Below are 18,145 nucleotides of genomic sequence, written 5' to 3'. Positions count from 1 at the left end.
CTGGAGTTCAGCGAGGGCGAGAAAGCCGATGTCGACCACAAGTCGCTGTTTGGCTAGGCCGTGGATATTCAAGGACAGGTTGTCGGGCTGGCCTGCAGCGTGGCGGTCAGTGCGGGCGGGGCGTGGTGGTTCTTGCGGCGTTTCTCCCAGGCGCGGCATCTGCTCGATACGCCGACTTCGAAGATTCGTTCGGCTGCTCAGGGCTATGTCGAGTTCTACGGCGTACTGCATGACAGCGCCGAGCCTGCTCTGCTCGGTCCGCTGACCAATACGCCTTGCCTGTGGTGGCGTTACAAGATCGAGGAGTACACCTCAAGCGGCAAGAAACGCAGCTGGCGCACCCTGGAAAGCGGCAGCAGCGAGGCGTTGCTGCGACTCGACGACAGCACCGGCAGCTGCCTGGTCGACCCGCGCGGTGCACAGGTGCGGCCGCTGACCCGTGAAGTGTGGAAAGGCAGCTTGCGTCATCCGCTGGGCGCGGCAAAAGCCGGTTGGCGCGCGCTGTTCAGCAACGACGAGCGTTACCGCTATACCGAAGAACGTTTGCATGCCGGCCAGCCGTTGTATGCCATTGGTGATTTTCGCAGCAGCGGTGGTGGTCGTCAGGGGCTGGATCTGCCAGCCGCTCAAGGTGCGGTAATCCGCGAATGGAAGGGCGACTTCGGCGGCCTGCTGCAGCGCTTCGACAGCGACGGCAATGGCCAGTTGGATGAGCGTGAATGGCAGCGCGTACAGCTGGCGGCGGGCCTGGAAGCCGAAGATCGGCATCGTCGGCAAAGTACCCAGCCCGTGCAGCATCAGCTGGGCAAACCACGCGAGGCGCAGCCGTTTATCTTGTCCTGTGCCGGTGAGGATGAGCTGGTGCGGCAGTTCTACTGGCAGGCAGCTGGCGGTGTTGTGCTGTGCCTGGCCGGCGCCTTGGCAGCAGCCTGGTTGCTTGGTATCAACAGCTTCTAGGTGAAAGCGCCGCGCATAAAAAGCCCGCCAAATTTGGCGGGCTTTTTTGTAGGTGTCGGCGCTAGAGCGTGGCGGGGTTGGCGGCGCTGTTCAGTCGTCTGGCCTGCTTCAGGTAGGCAGTCAGCTCGCGTGCCGGCAGCGGCTTGCTGTACAGGTAGCCCTGACCCTCGTTGCAGCCCTGGGCGATGATGTAAGCCTCTTGCTCGACGGTTTCCACGCCCTCGGCGATGACCTGCATGCCGAGGCTCTTACCCAGCTGGATAATGGCGCGCACGATGGTCGCGTCGTCTTCGTCTTCCAGCAGATCCTGTACGAAGCTCTTGTCGATCTTGATTTTGTCCAGCGGCAGGCTCTTCAGGTAGCTCAGCGAGGAGTAGCCGGTACCGAAGTCGTCAATCGCAATCAGCGCGCCAGAGCGACGCAGGCTGAGCAGGTGCTGGGCGGCGGTGTTGATGTCTTCCATCAGGCCGGTTTCGGTAACTTCCAGTTCCAGGCTGCGCAGTGGCAGGCGGTAGACCTGCATCAGGTTGTTGACCACCCGTGGCAGCTCGGCGTGGTGCAGCTGCACGGTGGACAGGTTGACCGCCATACGCAGCTCGGTGAAGCCCTGATCGTGCCATTCGCGCAGTTGGCGGCAGGTCTGGTCGAGAATCCATTCGCCAATCGGGATGATGGTGCCGTTCTGTTCGGCCAGAGGGATAAACAGGTCCGGCGGCACGAAACCATGTTGTGGGTGCTGCCAGCGCAGCAGCGCTTCAACGCCAACCACGCTGTGGTCGCGGTAGTCGACCTGCGGCTGGTAAACCAGATGCAGTTGGTCCAGCGCCAGGGCGTCACGCAGGTCTTTTTCCAGCTCGCGGCGGCGGCGCATTTCGCTGTCGACGCTGGCGATATAGAACTGGTAGCGGTTGCGTGAGCGGCTTTTGGCCAGGGTCATGGTCTGTTCGGCTTTCTGCAGCAGCTTCTCGGTGCTGTCGCCATCTTCCGGGAACAGGGTAATGCCGATGGTGGCGCGTAGGCGCACTTGCTGCTGGTCCAGCATAAACGGGTTGTCGAGGTCGTCGAGTACGCTTTGCGCCAGCTCGGCGGCCTCGTAAGGCTGCTCGATATCGGCCTGCACCAGGGCGAACTGGTCACCACCCAAGCGGGCGAGGGCGCCGAGACGACCGCTGTGGCTGCGCAGACGGTCGGACAGGGCCAGCAGCAACTGGTCGCCGGTCTGATAGCTGAACTGTTCGTTGATCCCTTTGAAGTCATCCAGGCCTACGCAGAGCACCGCCACGCGGCGGTTTAGGCGGCCGGCGTCTTCGATAATCTGGTCGAGTTGCTGTTGCAGTTGCTGACGGTTCGGCAGGCCGGTAAGGAAGTCGTACTGGGCCATGCGCAGCAGGCTGTTTTCCGCTTCACGGCGCAGGTTGGTGTTGCGTTCGATGGAGGAGAGCAGCTGGTTGGCGGTATTGATCCACAGCCCCAGTTCGTTCTTCTCGTTGCCCTTGAGCATCGGCAACTTGTGCTCGCTGGGGCGGTCCGGGTTGATATTGGTCAGGTGCTCGATGATCTTCGACAGCGGTTTGGTCAGCAGCCAGTGGTAGACCAGGTACAACACCAGCCCCATGGCCAGGGCGCGCAGCACACCGGAGATAAAGATGATCACCGAGTTGGTGACAAAGCTCTCGCCGTAGGGGGCCGTGTCGAGGGTGATGCTGAGGTCGCCGTAGTATTCGCTGTAGGGGCCGCGGCCGACCAGTTGGGTGGTGAAATTCTGTTCTTTACCAAGGATCGGATCGGTCAGCCAGCGCGTGGGGATGTCGACTTGCTCTCGGGCTTTTTCCGCCAGCATCGGCTCGTTGGGGTGGCCGATGGCGGCCATGCGTACCGACTCGTGCTGGAACAGGCCTTCGATCACCTGCATGCCCATTTCCCGGTCCAGGCTGTAAACCGCCTGGGTGGAGGGGTCGCGGAACATGCCGAGAATCCGGTGCGCGTCGTTGGCCACTGCCTGACGTGTTTTGTAAACGTCGAAGACGATCTGGGCAAGACTCAAGACCACGCCGACGATCAGTGCCGAAAGCAGCACTACGCGGAGCAACTTAAGTGACAAGCTGTTTTTGAGTTCCAGCTTCAAATGACGGTTCCTTGTTCGAGGCCTTCGGCGTCAGACGCTAGTGAGTATTGGCAAAGTCGCGCTTGCAGTCAAAGGGCCATTACCAAACTTTGTCGAACAAATTATCTGCGCGGCGATGGCGCGACCACTGGCAGCGGTGTTGGCTGCTTGCACTGTGTCGGTGCGAGTTGCTTGTGGCTTGAGCACCGTTGGGCGGTTTTTTATGCGCTGCCATCCCTGGTGGCCACCCTTCGGGCCGTTGCTAGGCAAGGTTAAAACGCGCGCCCAGCTATTTTTTCCTTTGGCATGAGAGTTGCGAAGGCCCCGGTACTCACCGTCATGGGGGACGCTGCGATGAAAACTCGACTGTTAGGGATAGCTGCATTTGCGGTTTCACCGCTGGCACAGGCGGCCAGCGATGAGGCACTCAACACCGCTTGGCTGGTGTTGGCCAGCGTGCTGGTGTTCTTTATGCAGGCCGGCTTTGCCTTGCTGGAAAGCGGCATGTCGCGAGCGAAGAACGCGGTCAATGTGATGATGAAAAATTACATGGACGGCTGCGTCGGCGGCATCACCTTCTGGCTGCTGGGTTTCGGCCTGATGTTCGGCAGCAATATCACCGGCTGGTTCGGCATGAGCCATTTCGCGCCACACGATGGCGAACCCTGGGATTTCACCTTTCTGTTGTTTCAGATGATGTTCGCCGCCACCGCGGCAACCATCGCCAGTGGCGCTATGGCCGAGCGTACGCGTTACTCGGCCTACCTGATTGGCGCGGTGGTGATCAGCGGGTTTATCTACCCGGTGTTTGGCAGCTGGGTGTGGAGCGGCATCTATGGCGGCCAGGGTTGGTTGGCGGCGCTGGGCTTTATCGACTTCGCCGGCTCGACCGTGGTGCACAGCATCGGCGCCTGGTGTGCGCTGGCCGGCATTCTGGTGTTAGGGCCGAGACTGGGCCGTTTTGCAGCGGACGGTACGCCGCGCAGTATTCCCGGGCACAACCTCAGCCTGGTCGCGCTGGGCGGCTTTATTCTCTGGGTTGGCTGGTTCGGTTTCAACGCCGGCAGCAGCCTGGAGATGAATGTCAGCCTCGGTCTGATTGCCCTGAATACCCATCTGGCAGCCTCGGCCGGAGCACTGGGCGCCTTTCTGGCGCAGCGCAGCACCTCCAGCCCGGTGCTGCTGACCACCACGGTGAACGGCTCGCTCGGTGGGCTGGTCGGCATCACCGCCGGTTGCGCGACGATGTCGCCGCTGTTTGCCCTGCTGACCGGGCTGGTAGCCGGTTTTGTGGTGGTGTTCGGCATGCGCCTGCTGGAGCGCTGGCAGCTTGATGATGTGGTCGGCGCCGTGCCCGTGCATGGCTTTGCCGGCGTCTGGGGCACCGTGGCGGCCGGGCTGTTCTTCAGTGGTGATCTGTTCAACTGGGAGCGGGTTGGCGTGCAGCTGCTCGGCGCCGGTGTGGCGTTTGTCTGGGCCTTCCCGCTGGCGCTGATGCTCTATTTATTGCTGGCGAAAACCCTCGGCCTGCGTACCTCGACCCAGCATGAGCAGCGCGGCCTGGATTATGCCGAACATGCCGAGGTGGGTTACCCCGAGTTCAACCTGACCGTGACCTTCGACAGCCACGACCTGCCGAGGAAGGTGTGAGATGAGCCTGGCAACTCGCCGACGGGCGATCTACACCGGACTGGCCGGGCACTTTGCCGAAGACGAACTGCTGGCCGTGCTGGCGCTGTGGGAAAGCAAATATGCCGACAAACCGCCGTTCGCCCTCAATGAGTTTCTCGGTGAAGTGGCCGCGACCACTGAACGCAAGCTGGAGCGCGCCAAGCTCTACCGTGAACTGGTGGGCGCGCTGACCGGGCCGTTATCGGCCTTGCTGCCTGACCCGGAGCCGCTGCTGCTCAGCTGGCGGCAGCGGATGGGCGTGGCGGCTCCGTTACGGGGCGGCCCTGATAGTCAGGCGCGGCATACCTTCGAGGCGCTGAGTCGTGTGTTGTTCAATGAGCTTGAGGCCGAGCTGCTGCCGCGTTTGCGGCGCTTTGCGGCGGGCAATCTTGCCGGGTTGAGCGTGGCTAACGAACAGCGCCTGCTGGTGCGTGCCTGGCTGGAGCAGGGCGCGGCGCTGGAGGCCGCTGGCTTGGGCCTTGAGCAGTTACGGCAGTTGCTCAACCTGCTGTATATCGGCCTGTGCGAGTACCTGGGGCCGGTCATCGCCGATCAGCGCCTGAGTCAGGCAGTGCAGCAAGTAGAGGCGTTGCACTTGGCTTTTCCCCCGCGCAAGCTTCTGTAAAACGCTTATCCACATAACAAGAAACCCGGCGCAGAGCCGGGTTTCTTGTGGGTAACGCAGGTACTTAGGCGGCGTAGTTTTTCGCTACGAAGTCCCAGTTGACCAGGTTCCAGAACGCCTCGACGTACTTCGGACGCATGTTGCGGTAGTCGATGTAGTAGGCGTGTTCCCATACGTCGCAGGTCAGCAGCGGGGTGTCGCCGCTGGTCAGCGGGCAGCCGGCGCCGATGGTGCTGGCCAGAGCCAGGGAACCGTCAGCCTTCTTCACCAGCCAGCCCCAGCCGGAACCGAAGGTGCCGATGGAAACTTTGCTGAACTCTTCCTTGAACTTGTCGAAGGAACCGAAGGCCGCGTTGATCGCGTCAGCCAGGGCACCAGTCGGCTGGCCACCGGCGTTAGGCGCCAGGCAGTTCCAGTAGAAGGTGTGGTTCCAGACCTGAGCGGCGTTGTTGAAGATGCCACCCGAGGAGGTCTTGACGATCTCTTCCAGAGTTTTGCCTTCGAACTCGGTGCCAGGGACCAGGTTGTTCAGGTTCACGACGTAGGTGTTGTGGTGCTTGTCGTGGTGGAATTCCAAGGTTTCCTTGGAAATGTGCGGCTGCAGGGCGTCATGTGCGTAGGGCAGCGGCGGCAATTCGAAAGCCATTGTCTATCTCCTAATCAGGTCAGGTGCGGTGTGCGCGAGGCCGATCACGGGCGGCCATCTCAGCGGCGTGAGTTATCTCTTTGCGCCGCAAGCCCTGGATCATAGCACTCGCCCCGCGCCTTAAACACGCGGCAACTGTGTGGAAAACCACCTCGGCATGTTGCTTCAGGGCCGTTTTAGAGCATGCCGGGGTTGCTCAATAGCTGCCAGGCAATGCTGAACATCATCAAGGCCACGCCCAGGTCGATAAAGCGCCAGGTGCTTGGGCGCGCCAGCCAGGGTGCAAGCCAAGCCGCGCCGAGGGCCAGGCAGAAGAACCACATTAAAGAAGCGCTGGCCGCACCGAGGGCATAGGCACCGGGCACCGGCTGCTGGGCGCCGAGTGAGCCGATCAACAGCACGGTGTCGAGGTACACATGCGGGTTGAGCAGAGTCACGGCTAAAGCCGCCAGCAGCACCGCGCGACGTGAGCGCGGGCCGCTGTCGCTAGTCTGAGCCAACGCCTGCGGGCGACTGGCGCGAACCAGCGCCTGGGCGCCATACCAGAGCAGAAAGGCCGCGCCACCCCAGCGTGCTACGCCCAGCAGGATCGGGCTCTGCGCCAGCACGGCGGCCAGGCCGAACACCCCGGCAGTGACCAGCAGGGCATCGCAGACCACGCAGAGCAGCGCCACCGGCAGGTGATGCTCGCGGCGCAGGCTTTGCGCCAGGACGAAGGCATTCTGTGCGCCGAGGGCGATGATCAGCCCGGCGGCGATCAGTAAGCCATTGCTATAGCTCTGCCACATAGCGGTTACTCCGCCTGCTCGCTGAGCTGTTGTAGGACGGCCAGCGCACGCGGCCCATCGGCGTGGGCGACGAACAGGTGGTCGTGATAGAAACCGGCGATCACGTTGCAGCTGATCCCAGCGTGCGCCAGTGCGCTGGCGACGGCAGCCGTCAAGCCGACGGCTTCGAGGGCCGAATGCACATGCAGCGTCAGCCAGGCGGCCACGTAGCTGTAGGGCAAGAGCAGGAGTTCGGCCTGCTGGCGCTGCACGATCACCGTGAGGCCTTCGGCTTCCTGAAAGCTGCCCAGCGGCTGCACGCCCTTCAGTTGCGCGGCATCGCTTAAACAGCAGAACACGTAAGCGCCATCGTTCAGCTGCGGGCTCATGCTGCGCAGCAAGGTTGTCAGTGAGGTTTCGCCGGCCATGCGGACTGCCTTGTTCAGAGTGGTGATGCTGGCCAGTCTGCTGTGGCTGGGTATATAAGAGAAACCAATAATCCTGATCGCTCATTAGGAAATCTTATTTTGCTGGATTACAAACTACTCGCCGCCCTGGCCGCGGTTGTGGAGCAGGCCGGCTTCGAGCGTGCGGCGCAGGTGCTGGGTTTGTCGCAGTCGGCGGTGTCGCAGCGGATCAAGCTGCTGGAAGCGCGGGTCGGTCAGCCGGTGCTGGTGCGTGCGGTGCCGCCTGCGCCGACGGAAATCGGTCGACGTTTGCTTAACCATGTGCAGCAGGTGCGTTTGCTGGAGCGCGATATTCAGGCGCAGGTGCCGGGGCTGGATGAGGGCGGTTTGCCTGAGCGTTTGCGTATTGCGTTGAACGCCGACAGCCTCGCCACTTGGTGGGCCGGCGCCGTGGGCGCGTTCTGCAACGAGCAGCGTTTGCTGCTGGATCTGGTAGTGGAGGATCAGGAAGTCGGCCTCAAACGCATGCGCGCCGGCGAGGTGGCGGCCTGCGTATGCGCCAGTGAGCGCCCGGTGGCCGGTGCGCGTGCCGTGCTGCTGGGAGCGATGCGTTATCGCGCCATGGCCAGCCCGGCGTTTATCGCCCGGCATTTCCCGGCGGGTGTGACGGCGCAGGCGCTGGCTCATGCGCCTGCCATCGTCTTCGGTCCTGATGACTTGCTACAGCACCGCTACCTGTCCGGCCTCGGCGTGGAAGGCGGGTTTGCCCACCACCTGTGCCCGTCATCCGAGGGCTTTATCCGCCTGGCGCAGGCCGGGTTTGGCTGGGGGTTGATCCCCGAACTGCAGGTGCAGGGGGAGATGGCCCGTGGCGAGCTGGTCGAATTGATCAGCGAGCGGCCCATTGATGTGCCGCTGTACTGGCACCATTGGCGCAATGGCGGTGAGCTGCTTAATCAGCTGACGCGCCACCTTACCCAGGCCGCCGGGCAAAGCCTGGTGACGCTTAGCTGATAACCACCTTGCCTGAGCCAGGCAGCTGTTCCACGCAGCGCTCGCCGAGCAGTTTGCTGGGGGTGAAGTAGCCGCCGGGGCCGTTGTAGTCGAGCAAGTGCCGTACGGCCAGCAAGGCGCCGTGCACGGTGACGTCATAGCCGTTGGCAGTTTCCAGTCGCGCGGTTTTTACCACGCCTGCGGCATTGCGTGCCTCGCCCCACAGCCAGGTGCGTTGGCGCGTGCGACTGGCTTCATCGGGGCCGCTGACACGTTTTTCGATCAGCCGCTTGAGCCAGTTCTGCACCGCATCCAGGCCCAGCAGGGCGCGTAGCGGGTCGATCAGGCGCATCACGATTGCGGCCACTGTCGGTGTCGGCAGGTACACCTCGATATTGTCGATGCCGGTGGAGTGGTAGGCGGTGGAGACATCGCCCCAGGGAATCGTTACCGCCGGCTTTTCACCGCGGCCAAAGTTGATGGCGCGGCGTTTATAGCCCAGCGGCACATCGGTGATAACGCCCGCGCGGCGCACCTTGCCGCCATGTTTAAGACCTTCCACCGAGGTTTTCGCGGTCCCGGGCGACAGCCCGCTGCCAGAGTCGAAGCCCAGCGCCAGGTGCGTGGCATCGGGCAGGGCCTGATGCAGACAGGCGGCCAGGCAATCGCTGGGGATCACATCGAAGCCCACGCCGGGGCAGACCACCACAGCCAGTTCGCGCGCTTGTTGATCCCGTTGATGGGCCGCTTCGAATACGCTGATCTCGCCGGTGATATCGACGTAATGGGTGGCGCTGGCCAGGCAGGCGTAGAGCATCGGCGCGCTGGTGGCAGAGAACGGTCCGGCGCAGTGGGCGACCACGGCTATATCGGCCAGGGCTGCCTTGGCGCGATCCGGCTGATGGATATCGAATATCCGGCACTCCAGGCCCAGCAGGCTGCCCAGGGCGTGTACGGCGGCCGGGTTGCGCCCCGCCAGAATCGGCGTGAGGCCCTGACGCTTGGCTTCGGCGGCCAGCAGGTGGCCGGTGTAGCCGTTGGCGCCGTAGATCATCCAGTGCGTGGCCATCCAGTGCTCCTTTGTTGTGTGGTGTGGGGGCAGCTTAGTCGCTATGTGCGGCCCTGTTGGCCTATCGCAGGGTGTGTGCGGTCGTTGTTCTGGCTTGCAATGCCACGGCAGCGCCCGGTGTGCGCTGCTAGAGTGGCCTGCAATCACGGCAGAGGGGGCGGCAATGAAGATTCTGGTAACCGGAGCCAGTGGCTTTATCGGTGGGCGTTTCGCCCGCTTTGCCTTGGAGCAGGGCTTGAGTGTGCGGGTCAATGGTCGGCGCGCCGAGGGCGTTGAGCACCTGTGTTCGCGTGGCGCAGAGTTTGTGCAGGGCGATCTGTCTGACCCGGAGCTGGTGCAGCAACTGTGTCAGGATGTTGAGGCGGTGGTGCACTGCGCCGGCGCGGTCGGCGTCTGGGGGCGTTACGAGCACTTCTATCAGGCCAACGTAACGGTCACCGAGAATGTGGTGGATGCCTGCCTGAAACAGAAGGTGCGCCGTCTGGTGCACCTGTCCTCGCCGTCGGTGTATTTCGATGGCCAGGCGCATGTTGGCCTGCGTGAAGAACAGCTGCCCAAGCGTTTTTCCGATCACTACGGCAAAACCAAGTTTCTCGCCGAGCAGCAGGTGTTTGCCGCTCAGGAGTTCGGCCTGGAAGTGCTGGCGCTGCGTCCGCGTTTTGTCACCGGGGCGGGCGATACCAGCATCTTTCCGCGCCTGATCAATATGCAGCGCAAGGGACGCTTGTCGATTATTGGCAACGGCCTCAACAAGGTCGACTTCACCAGCGTACACAACCTCAACGAAGCGCTGATGAGCTGCCTGTTGGCGGCCGGGCCGGCGCTTGGGCAGGTCTACAACATCAGTAATGGCGCGCCGGTACCGCTGTGGGATGTGGTCAATTATGTGCTGCGCAAACTCGACCTGCCGCCGGTGACCCGCCATCTACCCTATGGCCTGTCGTATGGCGCGGCGGCCCTGAATGAGGGCGTGTGCAAGCTGCTACCCGGTCGCCCGGAGCCGACCCTGTTTCGCCTGGGCGTAGCGGTGATGGCCAAGGATTTCTCCCTGGATATCAGCCGCGCGCAGCAGTATCTGGAGTACGAACCCAAGGCCAGCCTATGGAGTGCGCTGGATGAGTTCTGCGCCTGGTGGCAGGCGCATCATCCGAGTTGATTGCGGCTAAACAGGTTTCAGGCGTAGACGCGCTGCCCGCGATACATGCGCACCGAGGCGCTGGGCGGGCGATGCGCGCTTTCTTCTACCAGCAGCGGGTGGCCGGCCTGCATACGTGGTGTGCTCGCGGGCTCGCCGAAGGGGCGGTCGCTGTACTGGGCCAGCAGTTGCCCGAGTTGGCGGGTTTCCTCGCTGCTTGAGGTGAGGCAGGCGCTGAGCATGCTGTTGATCGCATCAGGCTGGCTCATGCGAATGTCCACCGTCAGTTCTTCGCGCAGCCTGCGGCGCAGGCTCATCATGCAATCCAGTACTTCTCTATTCAGCTCCATGGACCTTTCCCCCGTTAGTACAAGTGGGCTAGGCGTCATCCATCCGGAATGCCACCTGCCTGGTCTCGCCGCGTTTGCCGCGTGCGGATCGCGCCTGCAGCCCCTTTGCTCCCTGGTGCTGCGATAACGTCGCAAATAGACAAGTGCAAAGCGCATACCAGTTCACACTCTGTGGAACTGCGCGGCCTGCAGCGAGTCGATGGCCTGTGCCGTGCCCTTCGTCGGTGCGTTTCGCACTGGCATGGCGCGACACTGAAGCGCTGCGCGCGAACCGTTATACTGCGCGGCAATTTGCTATCCCCGCGCTTTCTTGAAGGTTGACCCATGCGTAACGATGCCCACGACGAACTCGATCACGTGCCCAGCCTGCGGGCTGATCAGCGCGATCACGATGACTACGCCACCGATCACCCGGAGCCAGCACGCGGCAACACTTATGGCCGCGCGCCGGCCGCCGCACCGGTTAAGTCGGCCAGTACCGGCCCACTCTGGGCGCTGGTCGGTGCCTTGATGATTGCCCTGGGCGGGCTCGGCTGGTGGAGCTTTCAGCAGATCAGCCTGATGGAGCAGCAACTGGTGGCCACCCAGGAAAGCTTTGCGCGTATTAGCGAAGAAGCGGCTGGGCGGATTCAGGATATTTCCGGCAAGGTGGTGGCCACCGAATCCACGGTCACCAGCGGCAGCGAAGCGCTGAAGCTGCAGGTCAAGCAGCTGGAAAGCAAACTGGCCGAGCTGAGCAAGCAGCACCAAGGCACCAGCAGTAAGCAGGGCGATCAGAACAAGCGCCTTGAGCAACTGGCGGTGCAGCTGAAAGGCCAGGAAGGTGGTGGCGAAAAGCTCGAAGCCACTTTGAAGAAACTCACTGCCGAGCAGGCCGCGCTGAAAAGCGAGCAAGCCACCCTGAAAAGCGCGCTGGCCGGGCAGAGCAAGCTCGACGAGAAGCTTGCCAGCTTGAGTGGCGAGATTGATGCGCTGAAGAAGCAGGGCAACCCCAACCAGGCCATCGCTCGTGTCGAGCAGGACCTGCTGGTGCTGAAAAGCGATCTGGAAACCCGTTCCGCCGGCAGCAGCACGGCTGAGTTCGACGCCTTCCGCGCGCAGATGACCCGCAATATCAGCACCCTGCAGGCGCAGGTGCAGAACCTGCAGCAGCAGATTGACGCACGCTAAGTTAGCCGCAAACAAAGAAGCCCGCCGATTGGCGGGCTTCTTTTTTGAGGCGTTTAAACCTCAGGTAGATACTGGCGAGCCTCTGTGGGAGGCGCTTTAGCGGCGAACGTTCGATAACGCTATCGCGGCTAAAGCGGAATGCCGCCCAGCCCCTCCTACGACAGAGCGGCAGCCTCAGGCTTACAGCGTCGGGTAGTCGAGGTAGCCGACCGGGCCTTTGCCGTAGAAGGTTTCCGGGTGCGGGGTGTTCAGCTCGGCATCCTGCGCCAGGCGCGCCGGCAGGTCCGGGTTGGCGATAAACGGAATGCCGAAGGCCACCGCATCGGCTTTGCCTTCAGCCAGCCAGGCATTGGCTTGATCCTTGGTGAAGCGCTCGTTGGCGATAAACACGCCGCCGAAGGCTTGTTTCAGGCTTGGCGACAGGCTGTCGTCAGCTTCCTTCTCACGGGCGCAGATAAAGGCGATGCCGCGTTTGCCCAGCTCGCGAGCGACATAGGTGAAGGTCTCGGCGCGGTTGGCGTCGCCCATGTCATGGCTGTCGGCGCGCGGTGCCAGGTGCACACCTACGCGGCCTGCGCCCCAGACTTCGATCGCCGCATCGGTGACTTCCAGCAGCAGGCGCGCGCGATTTTCCAGGTTGCCGCCGTAGCGGTCAGTGCGCTGGTTGGTGCTGCTCTGCAGGAACTGGTCGAGCAGGTAGCCGTTCGCGCCGTGGATTTCCACACCGTCAAAACCAGCGGCCTTGGCGTTTTCCGCGCCCAGGCGATAGGCCTCGACGATATCGGCGACTTCCTCGGTTTCCAGGGCGCGCGGGGTGACGAAGTCCTTCATCGGGCGCACCAGGCTGACGTGGCCCGCGGGCTGGATGGCGCTCGGTGCGACCGGCAGTTGGCCGTTCAGGTAGATCGGGTCGGAGATACGCCCAACGTGCCACAGTTGCAGAACGATCTTGCCGCCAGCAGCGTGTACGGCCTTGGTCACATTGCTCCAGCCGCGGACCTGGTCAGCCGACCAGATACCTGGGGTGTCCGGGTAGCCGACGCCCATCGGGGTTACGGCGGTGGCTTCGCTGATAATCAAGCCGGCGCTGGCGCGCTGCACGTAATACTCGGCCATCAGCGCGTTGGGCACGCGGCCTTCATCGGCGCGGCAGCGGGTCAGCGGAGCCATGATGATGCGGTTGGCCAGTTGCAGGTCGCCGATCTGGATAGGGTCGAAAAGCGTGGTCATGGGAGAGTCCTCTCAGGTTATTCGTTGAGTGCAAGTTCGGGTTCAGGGCTACGGGTACTAAAGGTGAGCAGGGTGGCGAGCAGCGCCAGTACAGCCAGTACGGCGGCGGCCAGCGGTACACGGGTGAGGGCGAAACCTTGGGCGATCACCAGGCCGCCAACCCAGGCACCGAGGGCGTTGCCGAGGTTGAAAGCGCCGATATTCAGGGTCGACACCAGGTTCGGTGCGCCGCTGCCAAAGGCCACCACGTTGACCTGCAAGGCCGGCACCGCCGCGAAGGCTGCGGTAGCCCAGAGGAATAGGGTGATTTCGGCCGGGATCAGTGCCTGGCTGGTCCAGCTGAACAGGGTGGAGATCACTGCCATGGCGACGAACACGCCGAGCAGGGTGGCCTTCAGACTGCGGTCGGCCAGGCGGCCGCCGACTACGTTGCCGAGGGTCAGGCCGAGGCCGATCAGCAGCAGGGTCCAGGTCACGCCGCTGGGCGACACGCCAGTAACCTCGCCGAGCAGCGGCGCGATATAGGTGAACAGGGCAAACATCGAGGCGGAAAACAGCACCGTGGTGCTCAGCGCCAGCCACAGGCCGGCACCGCGCAGGGCGCGCACTTCGCTGGCGAAGTCGGCCTTGGCTTCATCGGTTTTGCTCGGCAGCACGCGCCACAGGCCGATCAGGGCAATCACGCCAATCAGGGTTACTGCCCAGAAGGTCGAGCGCCAGCCGGCGTACTGACCGAGGGCGGTGCCCAGCGGTACGCCCAGCACGTTGGCCAGGGTCAGGCCGGTAAACATCAACGCGACGGCCGAGGCGCGGCGATTGGCCGGCACCAGGCTGGCGGCAACCACCGAGCCGATGCCGAAGAAGGCGCCATGGCAGAGGGCGGTGATGACCCGTGCGAGCATCAGCATCTGGTAATCGCTGGCCAGGGCGCAGAACAGGTTGCCGGCGATAAAGATGCTCATCAGCGTCAGCAGTGAGGCTTTGCGCGGCCAGCTGGCGGTGGCCAGGGCCATAAACGGCGCGCCGATGGCCACGCCCAGGGCGTAGCCGGTGACCAGCCAGCCGGCGCCGGGAATCGACACACCGAGGTCGCCCGCGACTTCCGGCAGCAGGCCCATGATGACGAATTCCGTGGTGCCGATGGCAAACGCGGACAAAGCGAGGACGAGAAGCGCTGCAGGCATGCCGTCAGCTCCTGAAAAATGGTGAATGTAAGAGTTGGTTTAGAGCGCTTGGCTGATGTGGTTAAGGAACGCCTGGATGGTTTCTTCATTGCGTTTGAAGAAGTTCCACTGGCCGACCTTCTTGCTGCTCACCAGGCCGGCGCGCTGCAGGGTCGCCAGGTGCGCGGAGACTGTTGATTGCGATAGCCCGGTGCGCTGGTCGATCTTGCCGGCGCACACGCCGATTTCCAGCGGGTGATCCTGGTCGGCGAAATACGCCTGCGGGTCTTTCAGCCAATGCAGGATGTCGCGCCGCACCGGATGGGCCAGCGCCTTGATCACTTCATCAATGTCGAGTTGCATACGGGTTATCCCCTGTGCGCTGTAACGCCATATCGCGATGAGGCGAACCTTATATCGGTTTCTGGCGATATACAGATCGTTCGTGGCGATAGTCATCATCACGCCTGCTGATGTGTAAGCTGAGGCCATGAACTACCTCGCACATTTACACCTCGGCGGCGACGCGCCGGCACAGCTGCTCGGCAGCCTGTATGGCGATTTCGTCAAAGGGCCGCTGGCCGGGCAGTGGCCGGCGGATATCGAAGCGGCGATCCGCCTGCACAGGCGCATCGATGTATTCACCGACAGCCACCCGCTGCAAGCGCAGGCGCGGGCGCGTTTTGCTGCCGAGCGGCGGCGCTACAGCGGCATCTTGCTGGATGTGTTTTTTGATCACTGCCTGGCGCTGCACTGGGCCGATTACGCCAGCGAGCCACTGCCGCGCTTTACCGGACGGGTGTATCAGGTGCTGGCCGCTGAACCGCGCTTACCCGAGCGCCTGGCGCTGATCGCACCGCGCATGGCGGCGCAGGATTGGCTGGGTAGTTACCGCGAGTTTGCCGTGCTGGAGCAGGTGGTGGCGGGGATTGATCGGCGGCTGTCGCGGCCGGGGTTGTTGGCGGGCGGTGCGGCCGAGCTGGAGCGGCTGTATCAGCCGCTGCTGGAGGATTTTCGTCAGTTCTATCCTGAGTTGCAGGCCTTTGTTGCCCGCGAGCGCGGACTCGCCGATTAGGCCGCCTGGCTCTCTGCTTCCGTCCGTTCTGTTTCCGTTGCGTCAGCTGCGCCAAACAGCGCCTGACTGATCGCCTGTTGCGCCGCGCGGGCCAGGGCGTTGCGGTTCAGCTCGCTGCTGGCAATCGGAGTCAGCAGCTGGATCTGCACCTCGCTCAGCTCGCTGCTCAGCAGGCGCAGCAGGTGCGAGAGCATGTCGTCATCACCGATAAACGGCGCCACGCTGCACGGCTTGCCATCGCGTAGGTAACGGATGGCCACCGGCTGCACCGATACGCCGCTATCGATGGCGCTGCTCAGCAGACGGCCGTGAAAGGTGCGCAGGCCCAGGCCGTCGGTGGTGGTGCCTTCCGGAAAGATCAGCAGGTTACGCCCGCGCTGCAAATGCCGACCGAGCTGCTGGTTAAGCAGGCTGCTGTCGCCTGAGCCGCGGCGGATAAACAGGGTGCCGGCCTTGTGCGCCAACCAGCCGGCCACCGGCCAGGTACGCACCTCGGCCTTGGACAGAAAGGACAGCGGGGTGAGCATGCCGAGCAGTGGAATATCGGTCCAGGACACGTGATTGCTGACCCACAGCATCGGCTGACGCGGCAGCTCGCCCTGTACCTGCAAGCGAAACGGCAAGGCCGCCGCCAGGCGCGCGAGAAACCAGCGCGTCAGGCGTTGGCGGGTTGGCATCAGGTCATGCCGGACCAGGCGTTCGAACAGGGTGATACCGCCGGCCAGCAGTGTGCCGAGGCTGATCACCGCCAGCAGACGCGCCAGGCGCAGGTATAAACGCACTTTCTTCATCGAACTCTCTCGCTGCAAAAACACAAACGCCGGCACTGTCTACAGAGTGCCGGCGAGTTGTGCAACATTACTCCGACCTGCTGTTAGACGGCCGCCTTGAAGTGCCGTGCATAGCGCGGGCAGAGCTCGTCACGCTTGAGCAGGATAAACACGTCGGCGACCTGGAAGTCCTGGTCCCAGCACGGCTCGCCGCAGATCTTTGCGCCCAGGCGCATATAGGCCTTGAGCAGCGGTGGCATTTCGGCGATCACGTTGCTCGGCACATCCAGCGCCGGCAGCGGGGTTTTCGGTTCGGCGCGCAGGTGTTCGGTGCACAGGTAGCGTTCGCGCAGGCGCTGCATGATCGCCTGGGCCTGGATGCCGCCGTCCTGCATGGAGATGCTGGCGCAACCCATCAGGTAGCGGTAACCGCCCTCGTTAAGCACTTCGGCCAACTCGCCCCAAAGCACGGCGATGGTTGCACCGTTGCGGTAGGCCGCGTCGACACAGGTGCGGCCGATTTCCAGCACCGGCCCTTCGAGGTGCGGCAGGCCGTGCAGGCTGAATTCTTCTTCGCTGTAGAAGCGCCCCAGGCTGGCGGCCGCGCGGTGGTCGAGCAGGCGCGTGGTGGCCACCAGCTCACCGCTGTTGAGGTCACGCACGCCAATGTGTTGGCAGTGAATGTCGTAGTCATCCATGTCCAGGCCCAGTTCGGCACCCTTGAGCTTGGCATCGAATTCGGCGCTGAATACGCGAAAGCGCAGTGCTTGGGCTTCGCGTAGGGCGGCAGCGCCGTGTAAGCGCTCGGCCTGCAGGCGACGAGCTGGGGTAGTGCGGTCGCGGGTGATTGCCATCTGGGTCATGCCGTCATCTCCGTAAGCCGGCTTTTTGCCTTGCAGCCGGTCGATCTTGTTGGGCAAGCTCAGGCTAGGTAGCGGCGGTGTCACCTCCATGAAGATTTGGTGATGCTTGTGTGACAGTGACTTCGATAATTCCAACAAGGAGCAATGCATGCCCTGGCAACAGCTGTTGAGCCCGCAAACGCGTCTGCCGGTCACGGGTCTGGAGGCGTGGTACGCCAGCCTGCTCGAACGCATCGGCAACCCAGCCCCGTTGCAGCTGGCTTTGCTCGGCGGGCGTTTGGCAGCTACGCCAGGGCTGGCGTTTCTTGCCGGTTACCAGGGCGCGTTGCGCGCACTCTGGCCGGCCGCGCCCTGGACCCTGGGCGCGCTGTGCGTCACCGAGAATCGCAGCACCCGTCCGGCCGATATGAGTACGCGGATCAACGCGCTGACCCTCGATGGCCGCAAGGATTTCGTCACCGCCGCCGAGGCCGCCGACTGGCTCTTGGTGGCTGCGCGTGAGGAAGCTGGCGGCGCGCCGGTGCAACTGGCCCTGGGTGTGGTGCGCAATGGTGCGCCGGGTGTGCAGATCGAGACGCTGCCGGCGTTGCCGTTGATGCCCGATGTCAGCCATGGCCGCCTGCATCTGCAGGGCGCGCAGTGCGAACGGCTGGCCGGCGATGGCTGGGATGATTACGTAAAGCCTTTCCGTACTCTGGAAGACACCCATGTGCTGGCAGCGCTCAGCGCCTGGCTGTTTGGCGTGGGCCAGGAATTAGCCTGGCCGCAGGCCCTGCAATTGCGCCTGCTTGGTCTGCTGGCGGGCTGCGCGGAAGTGGCGCGGCAATGCCCAAGTGCAGCGGATAGCCACCTGATGCTGGCCGGGCTGTTTGCTCAGTTCGACAGCCTGCGCAGTGATCTGGACAACGCCTTTGCCGCCGGCGATGCGCACTGGGCGCAGCTCTGGCAACGCGACAAAGGCCTGCTGGCGATTGCCGGCAGTGCGCGTAGCAAACGTCTGCAGAAGGCGCAGGCGCTGCTCGGCATAACCTTCTAGTAGCCCGGATGTAATCCGGGTCGCTTATCAGCGCCGCATGTTGCCCCGGATTGCATCCGGGCTACGGGTTTAGCCAGCGCATGTCAGCCGGCTTGATTCAGATCAGTAAGGCCG

At 63.2% G+C, this 18,145-nt stretch carries 19 protein-coding genes; 8 read left to right on the top strand and 11 right to left on the bottom strand.

Annotated elements, in window-relative coordinates; genetic code table 11:
* Positions 1-60: 60 nt before the first annotated feature.
* The gene (locus Q8O69_RS20440; RefSeq protein WP_305594097.1) at positions 61-957 is read left to right on the top strand and encodes a GIDE domain-containing protein; all 897 of its coding nucleotides are present in this window, start codon (positions 61-63) and stop codon (positions 955-957) included.
* 61 nt (positions 958-1,018) lie between these two features.
* On the opposite strand, the gene Q8O69_RS20435 is transcribed toward Q8O69_RS20440, so the two are convergent.
* A complete protein-coding gene (locus Q8O69_RS20435) occupies positions 1,019-3,082 on the bottom strand; it encodes a bifunctional diguanylate cyclase/phosphodiesterase (RefSeq protein WP_275960817.1) in 2,064 nt (687 codons plus the stop codon).
* A gap of 333 nt (positions 3,083-3,415) precedes the next feature.
* Between Q8O69_RS20435 and Q8O69_RS20430 the strand changes: the two genes are divergently transcribed.
* Positions 3,416-4,711 (top strand): ammonium transporter, encoded by a 1,296-nt coding sequence (locus Q8O69_RS20430; protein ID WP_305594095.1) that lies wholly within the window; start codon positions 3,416-3,418, stop codon positions 4,709-4,711.
* A 1-nt stretch (position 4,712) separates the two neighbouring features.
* Positions 4,713-5,357, top strand: a complete 645-nt coding sequence (locus Q8O69_RS20425) for a hypothetical protein (protein WP_305594093.1) — start codon at positions 4,713-4,715, stop codon at positions 5,355-5,357.
* A 64-nt stretch (positions 5,358-5,421) separates the two neighbouring features.
* Here the strand turns inward: Q8O69_RS20425 and Q8O69_RS20420 are convergent, their stop codons facing one another.
* The 3 genes from Q8O69_RS20420 to Q8O69_RS20410 form a co-directional block, all read right to left on the bottom strand.
* Positions 5,422-6,003 carry a superoxide dismutase gene (locus tag Q8O69_RS20420; RefSeq protein WP_167142437.1) on the bottom strand — a complete coding sequence of 194 codons (582 nt, stop codon included), beginning with the start codon at positions 6,001-6,003 and terminating at the stop codon, positions 5,422-5,424.
* A gap of 176 nt (positions 6,004-6,179) precedes the next feature.
* Positions 6,180-6,791: a LysE/ArgO family amino acid transporter gene (locus Q8O69_RS20415; RefSeq protein WP_305594089.1), complete on the bottom strand. Its 612-nt coding sequence runs from the start codon at positions 6,789-6,791 to the stop codon at positions 6,180-6,182.
* Between the two features lie 5 nt (positions 6,792-6,796).
* A complete protein-coding gene (locus Q8O69_RS20410) occupies positions 6,797-7,198 on the bottom strand; it encodes an ACT domain-containing protein (RefSeq protein ID WP_305594087.1) in 402 nt (133 codons plus the stop codon).
* Between the two features lie 99 nt (positions 7,199-7,297).
* Between Q8O69_RS20410 and Q8O69_RS20405 the strand changes: the two genes are divergently transcribed.
* Positions 7,298-8,191 carry a LysR family transcriptional regulator ArgP gene (locus Q8O69_RS20405; protein WP_305594085.1) on the top strand — a complete coding sequence of 298 codons (894 nt, stop codon included), beginning with the start codon at positions 7,298-7,300 and terminating at the stop codon, positions 8,189-8,191.
* On the opposite strand, the gene Q8O69_RS20400 is transcribed toward Q8O69_RS20405, so the two are convergent.
* Positions 8,184-9,239 carry a trans-acting enoyl reductase family protein gene (locus tag Q8O69_RS20400; RefSeq protein ID WP_305594083.1) on the bottom strand — a complete coding sequence of 352 codons (1,056 nt, stop codon included), beginning with the start codon at positions 9,237-9,239 and terminating at the stop codon, positions 8,184-8,186. The genes Q8O69_RS20405 and Q8O69_RS20400 overlap by 8 nt on opposite strands.
* A 163-nt stretch (positions 9,240-9,402) precedes the next feature.
* Between Q8O69_RS20400 and Q8O69_RS20395 the strand changes: the two genes are divergently transcribed.
* Positions 9,403-10,395 carry an NAD(P)-dependent oxidoreductase gene (locus Q8O69_RS20395; protein ID WP_305594081.1) on the top strand — a complete coding sequence of 331 codons (993 nt, stop codon included), beginning with the start codon at positions 9,403-9,405 and terminating at the stop codon, positions 10,393-10,395.
* A gap of 17 nt (positions 10,396-10,412) precedes the next feature.
* Here Q8O69_RS20395 and Q8O69_RS20390 read toward each other — a convergent pair whose 3' ends face one another.
* The gene (locus tag Q8O69_RS20390) at positions 10,413-10,724 is read right to left on the bottom strand and encodes a hypothetical protein (RefSeq protein ID WP_275960826.1); all 312 of its coding nucleotides are present in this window, start codon (positions 10,722-10,724) and stop codon (positions 10,413-10,415) included.
* 324 nt (positions 10,725-11,048) lie between these two features.
* Here Q8O69_RS20390 and Q8O69_RS20385 point away from each other — a divergent pair, with 324 nt between their 5' ends.
* Entirely contained in the window at positions 11,049-11,894 is an 846-nt protein-coding gene (locus Q8O69_RS20385; protein ID WP_305594079.1) for an ATPase, read from the top strand.
* A 180-nt stretch (positions 11,895-12,074) separates the two neighbouring features.
* Here Q8O69_RS20385 and Q8O69_RS20380 read toward each other — a convergent pair whose 3' ends face one another.
* The 3 genes from Q8O69_RS20380 to Q8O69_RS20370 are packed head-to-tail and all read right to left on the bottom strand — an operon-like array spanning position 12,075 to position 14,650.
* Positions 12,075-13,124, bottom strand: coding sequence for an alkene reductase (locus tag Q8O69_RS20380; RefSeq protein ID WP_305594077.1), 1,050 nt, complete (start codon positions 13,122-13,124; stop codon positions 12,075-12,077).
* A gap of 17 nt (positions 13,125-13,141) precedes the next feature.
* The gene (locus Q8O69_RS20375; protein ID WP_305594075.1) at positions 13,142-14,308 is read right to left on the bottom strand and encodes an MFS transporter; all 1,167 of its coding nucleotides are present in this window, start codon (positions 14,306-14,308) and stop codon (positions 13,142-13,144) included.
* A 39-nt stretch (positions 14,309-14,347) separates the two neighbouring features.
* A complete protein-coding gene (locus Q8O69_RS20370) occupies positions 14,348-14,650 on the bottom strand; it encodes a helix-turn-helix transcriptional regulator (protein WP_275960830.1) in 303 nt (100 codons plus the stop codon).
* A gap of 127 nt (positions 14,651-14,777) precedes the next feature.
* Between Q8O69_RS20370 and Q8O69_RS20365 the strand changes: the two genes are divergently transcribed.
* On the top strand, positions 14,778-15,362 hold the full coding sequence (locus Q8O69_RS20365; RefSeq protein ID WP_305594072.1) for an ACP phosphodiesterase: 585 nt from the start codon (positions 14,778-14,780) through the stop codon (positions 15,360-15,362).
* Here the strand turns inward: Q8O69_RS20365 and Q8O69_RS20360 are convergent.
* Positions 15,359-16,153, bottom strand: coding sequence for a 1-acyl-sn-glycerol-3-phosphate acyltransferase (locus Q8O69_RS20360; protein ID WP_305594070.1), 795 nt, complete (start codon positions 16,151-16,153; stop codon positions 15,359-15,361). The two genes, Q8O69_RS20365 and Q8O69_RS20360, sit on opposite strands and share 4 nt — an antisense overlap.
* Positions 16,154-16,236: 83 nt before the next feature.
* Positions 16,237-16,995, bottom strand: coding sequence for an L-ornithine N(alpha)-acyltransferase (gene olsB / locus Q8O69_RS20355; RefSeq protein WP_090249004.1), 759 nt, complete (start codon positions 16,993-16,995; stop codon positions 16,237-16,239).
* Positions 16,996-17,143: 148 nt separating this feature from the next.
* On the opposite strand from olsB, the gene Q8O69_RS20350 reads away from it, so the two are divergent.
* Positions 17,144-18,031 (top strand): acyl-CoA dehydrogenase family protein, encoded by an 888-nt coding sequence (locus Q8O69_RS20350; RefSeq protein ID WP_305594068.1) that lies wholly within the window; start codon positions 17,144-17,146, stop codon positions 18,029-18,031.
* Positions 18,032-18,145: the final 114 nt, after the last annotated feature.

The organism is Pseudomonas sp., from assembly GCF_030690725.1.
Classification (GTDB): Bacteria; Pseudomonadota; Gammaproteobacteria; order Pseudomonadales; family Pseudomonadaceae; genus Aquipseudomonas.
This window is presented reverse-complemented; position numbering and strand designations above follow the sequence as displayed.

What these genes read in the sequence shown, in the direction of transcription:
- Q8O69_RS20430 (WP_305594095.1), top strand. Translation starts at nt 3,416, where the DNA reads ATGAAAACTCGACTGTTAGGGATAGCTGCATTTGCGGTTTCACCGCTG.
- Q8O69_RS20425 (WP_305594093.1), top strand. Translation starts at nt 4,713, where the DNA reads ATGAGCCTGGCAACTCGCCGACGGGCGATCTACACCGGACTGGCCGGG.
- Q8O69_RS20420 (WP_167142437.1), bottom strand. Translation starts at nt 6,003, where the DNA reads ATGGCTTTCGAATTGCCGCCGCTGCCCTACGCACATGACGCCCTGCAG.
- Q8O69_RS20415 (WP_305594089.1), bottom strand. Translation starts at nt 6,791, where the DNA reads ATGTGGCAGAGCTATAGCAATGGCTTACTGATCGCCGCCGGGCTGATC.
- Q8O69_RS20410 (WP_305594087.1), bottom strand. Translation starts at nt 7,198, where the DNA reads ATGGCCGGCGAAACCTCACTGACAACCTTGCTGCGCAGCATGAGCCCG.
- Q8O69_RS20400 (WP_305594083.1), bottom strand. Translation starts at nt 9,239, where the DNA reads ATGGCCACGCACTGGATGATCTACGGCGCCAACGGCTACACCGGCCAC.
- Q8O69_RS20395 (WP_305594081.1), top strand. Translation starts at nt 9,403, where the DNA reads ATGAAGATTCTGGTAACCGGAGCCAGTGGCTTTATCGGTGGGCGTTTC.
- Q8O69_RS20390 (WP_275960826.1), bottom strand. Translation starts at nt 10,724, where the DNA reads ATGGAGCTGAATAGAGAAGTACTGGATTGCATGATGAGCCTGCGCCGC.
- Q8O69_RS20385 (WP_305594079.1), top strand. Translation starts at nt 11,049, where the DNA reads ATGCGTAACGATGCCCACGACGAACTCGATCACGTGCCCAGCCTGCGG.
- Q8O69_RS20380 (WP_305594077.1), bottom strand. Translation starts at nt 13,124, where the DNA reads ATGACCACGCTTTTCGACCCTATCCAGATCGGCGACCTGCAACTGGCC.
- Q8O69_RS20375 (WP_305594075.1), bottom strand. Translation starts at nt 14,308, where the DNA reads ATGCCTGCAGCGCTTCTCGTCCTCGCTTTGTCCGCGTTTGCCATCGGC.
- Q8O69_RS20370 (WP_275960830.1), bottom strand. Translation starts at nt 14,650, where the DNA reads ATGCAACTCGACATTGATGAAGTGATCAAGGCGCTGGCCCATCCGGTG.
- Q8O69_RS20365 (WP_305594072.1), top strand. Translation starts at nt 14,778, where the DNA reads ATGAACTACCTCGCACATTTACACCTCGGCGGCGACGCGCCGGCACAG.
- Q8O69_RS20360 (WP_305594070.1), bottom strand. Translation starts at nt 16,153, where the DNA reads ATGAAGAAAGTGCGTTTATACCTGCGCCTGGCGCGTCTGCTGGCGGTG.
- olsB (WP_090249004.1), bottom strand. Translation starts at nt 16,995, where the DNA reads ATGACCCAGATGGCAATCACCCGCGACCGCACTACCCCAGCTCGTCGC.
- Q8O69_RS20350 (WP_305594068.1), top strand. Translation starts at nt 17,144, where the DNA reads ATGCCCTGGCAACAGCTGTTGAGCCCGCAAACGCGTCTGCCGGTCACG.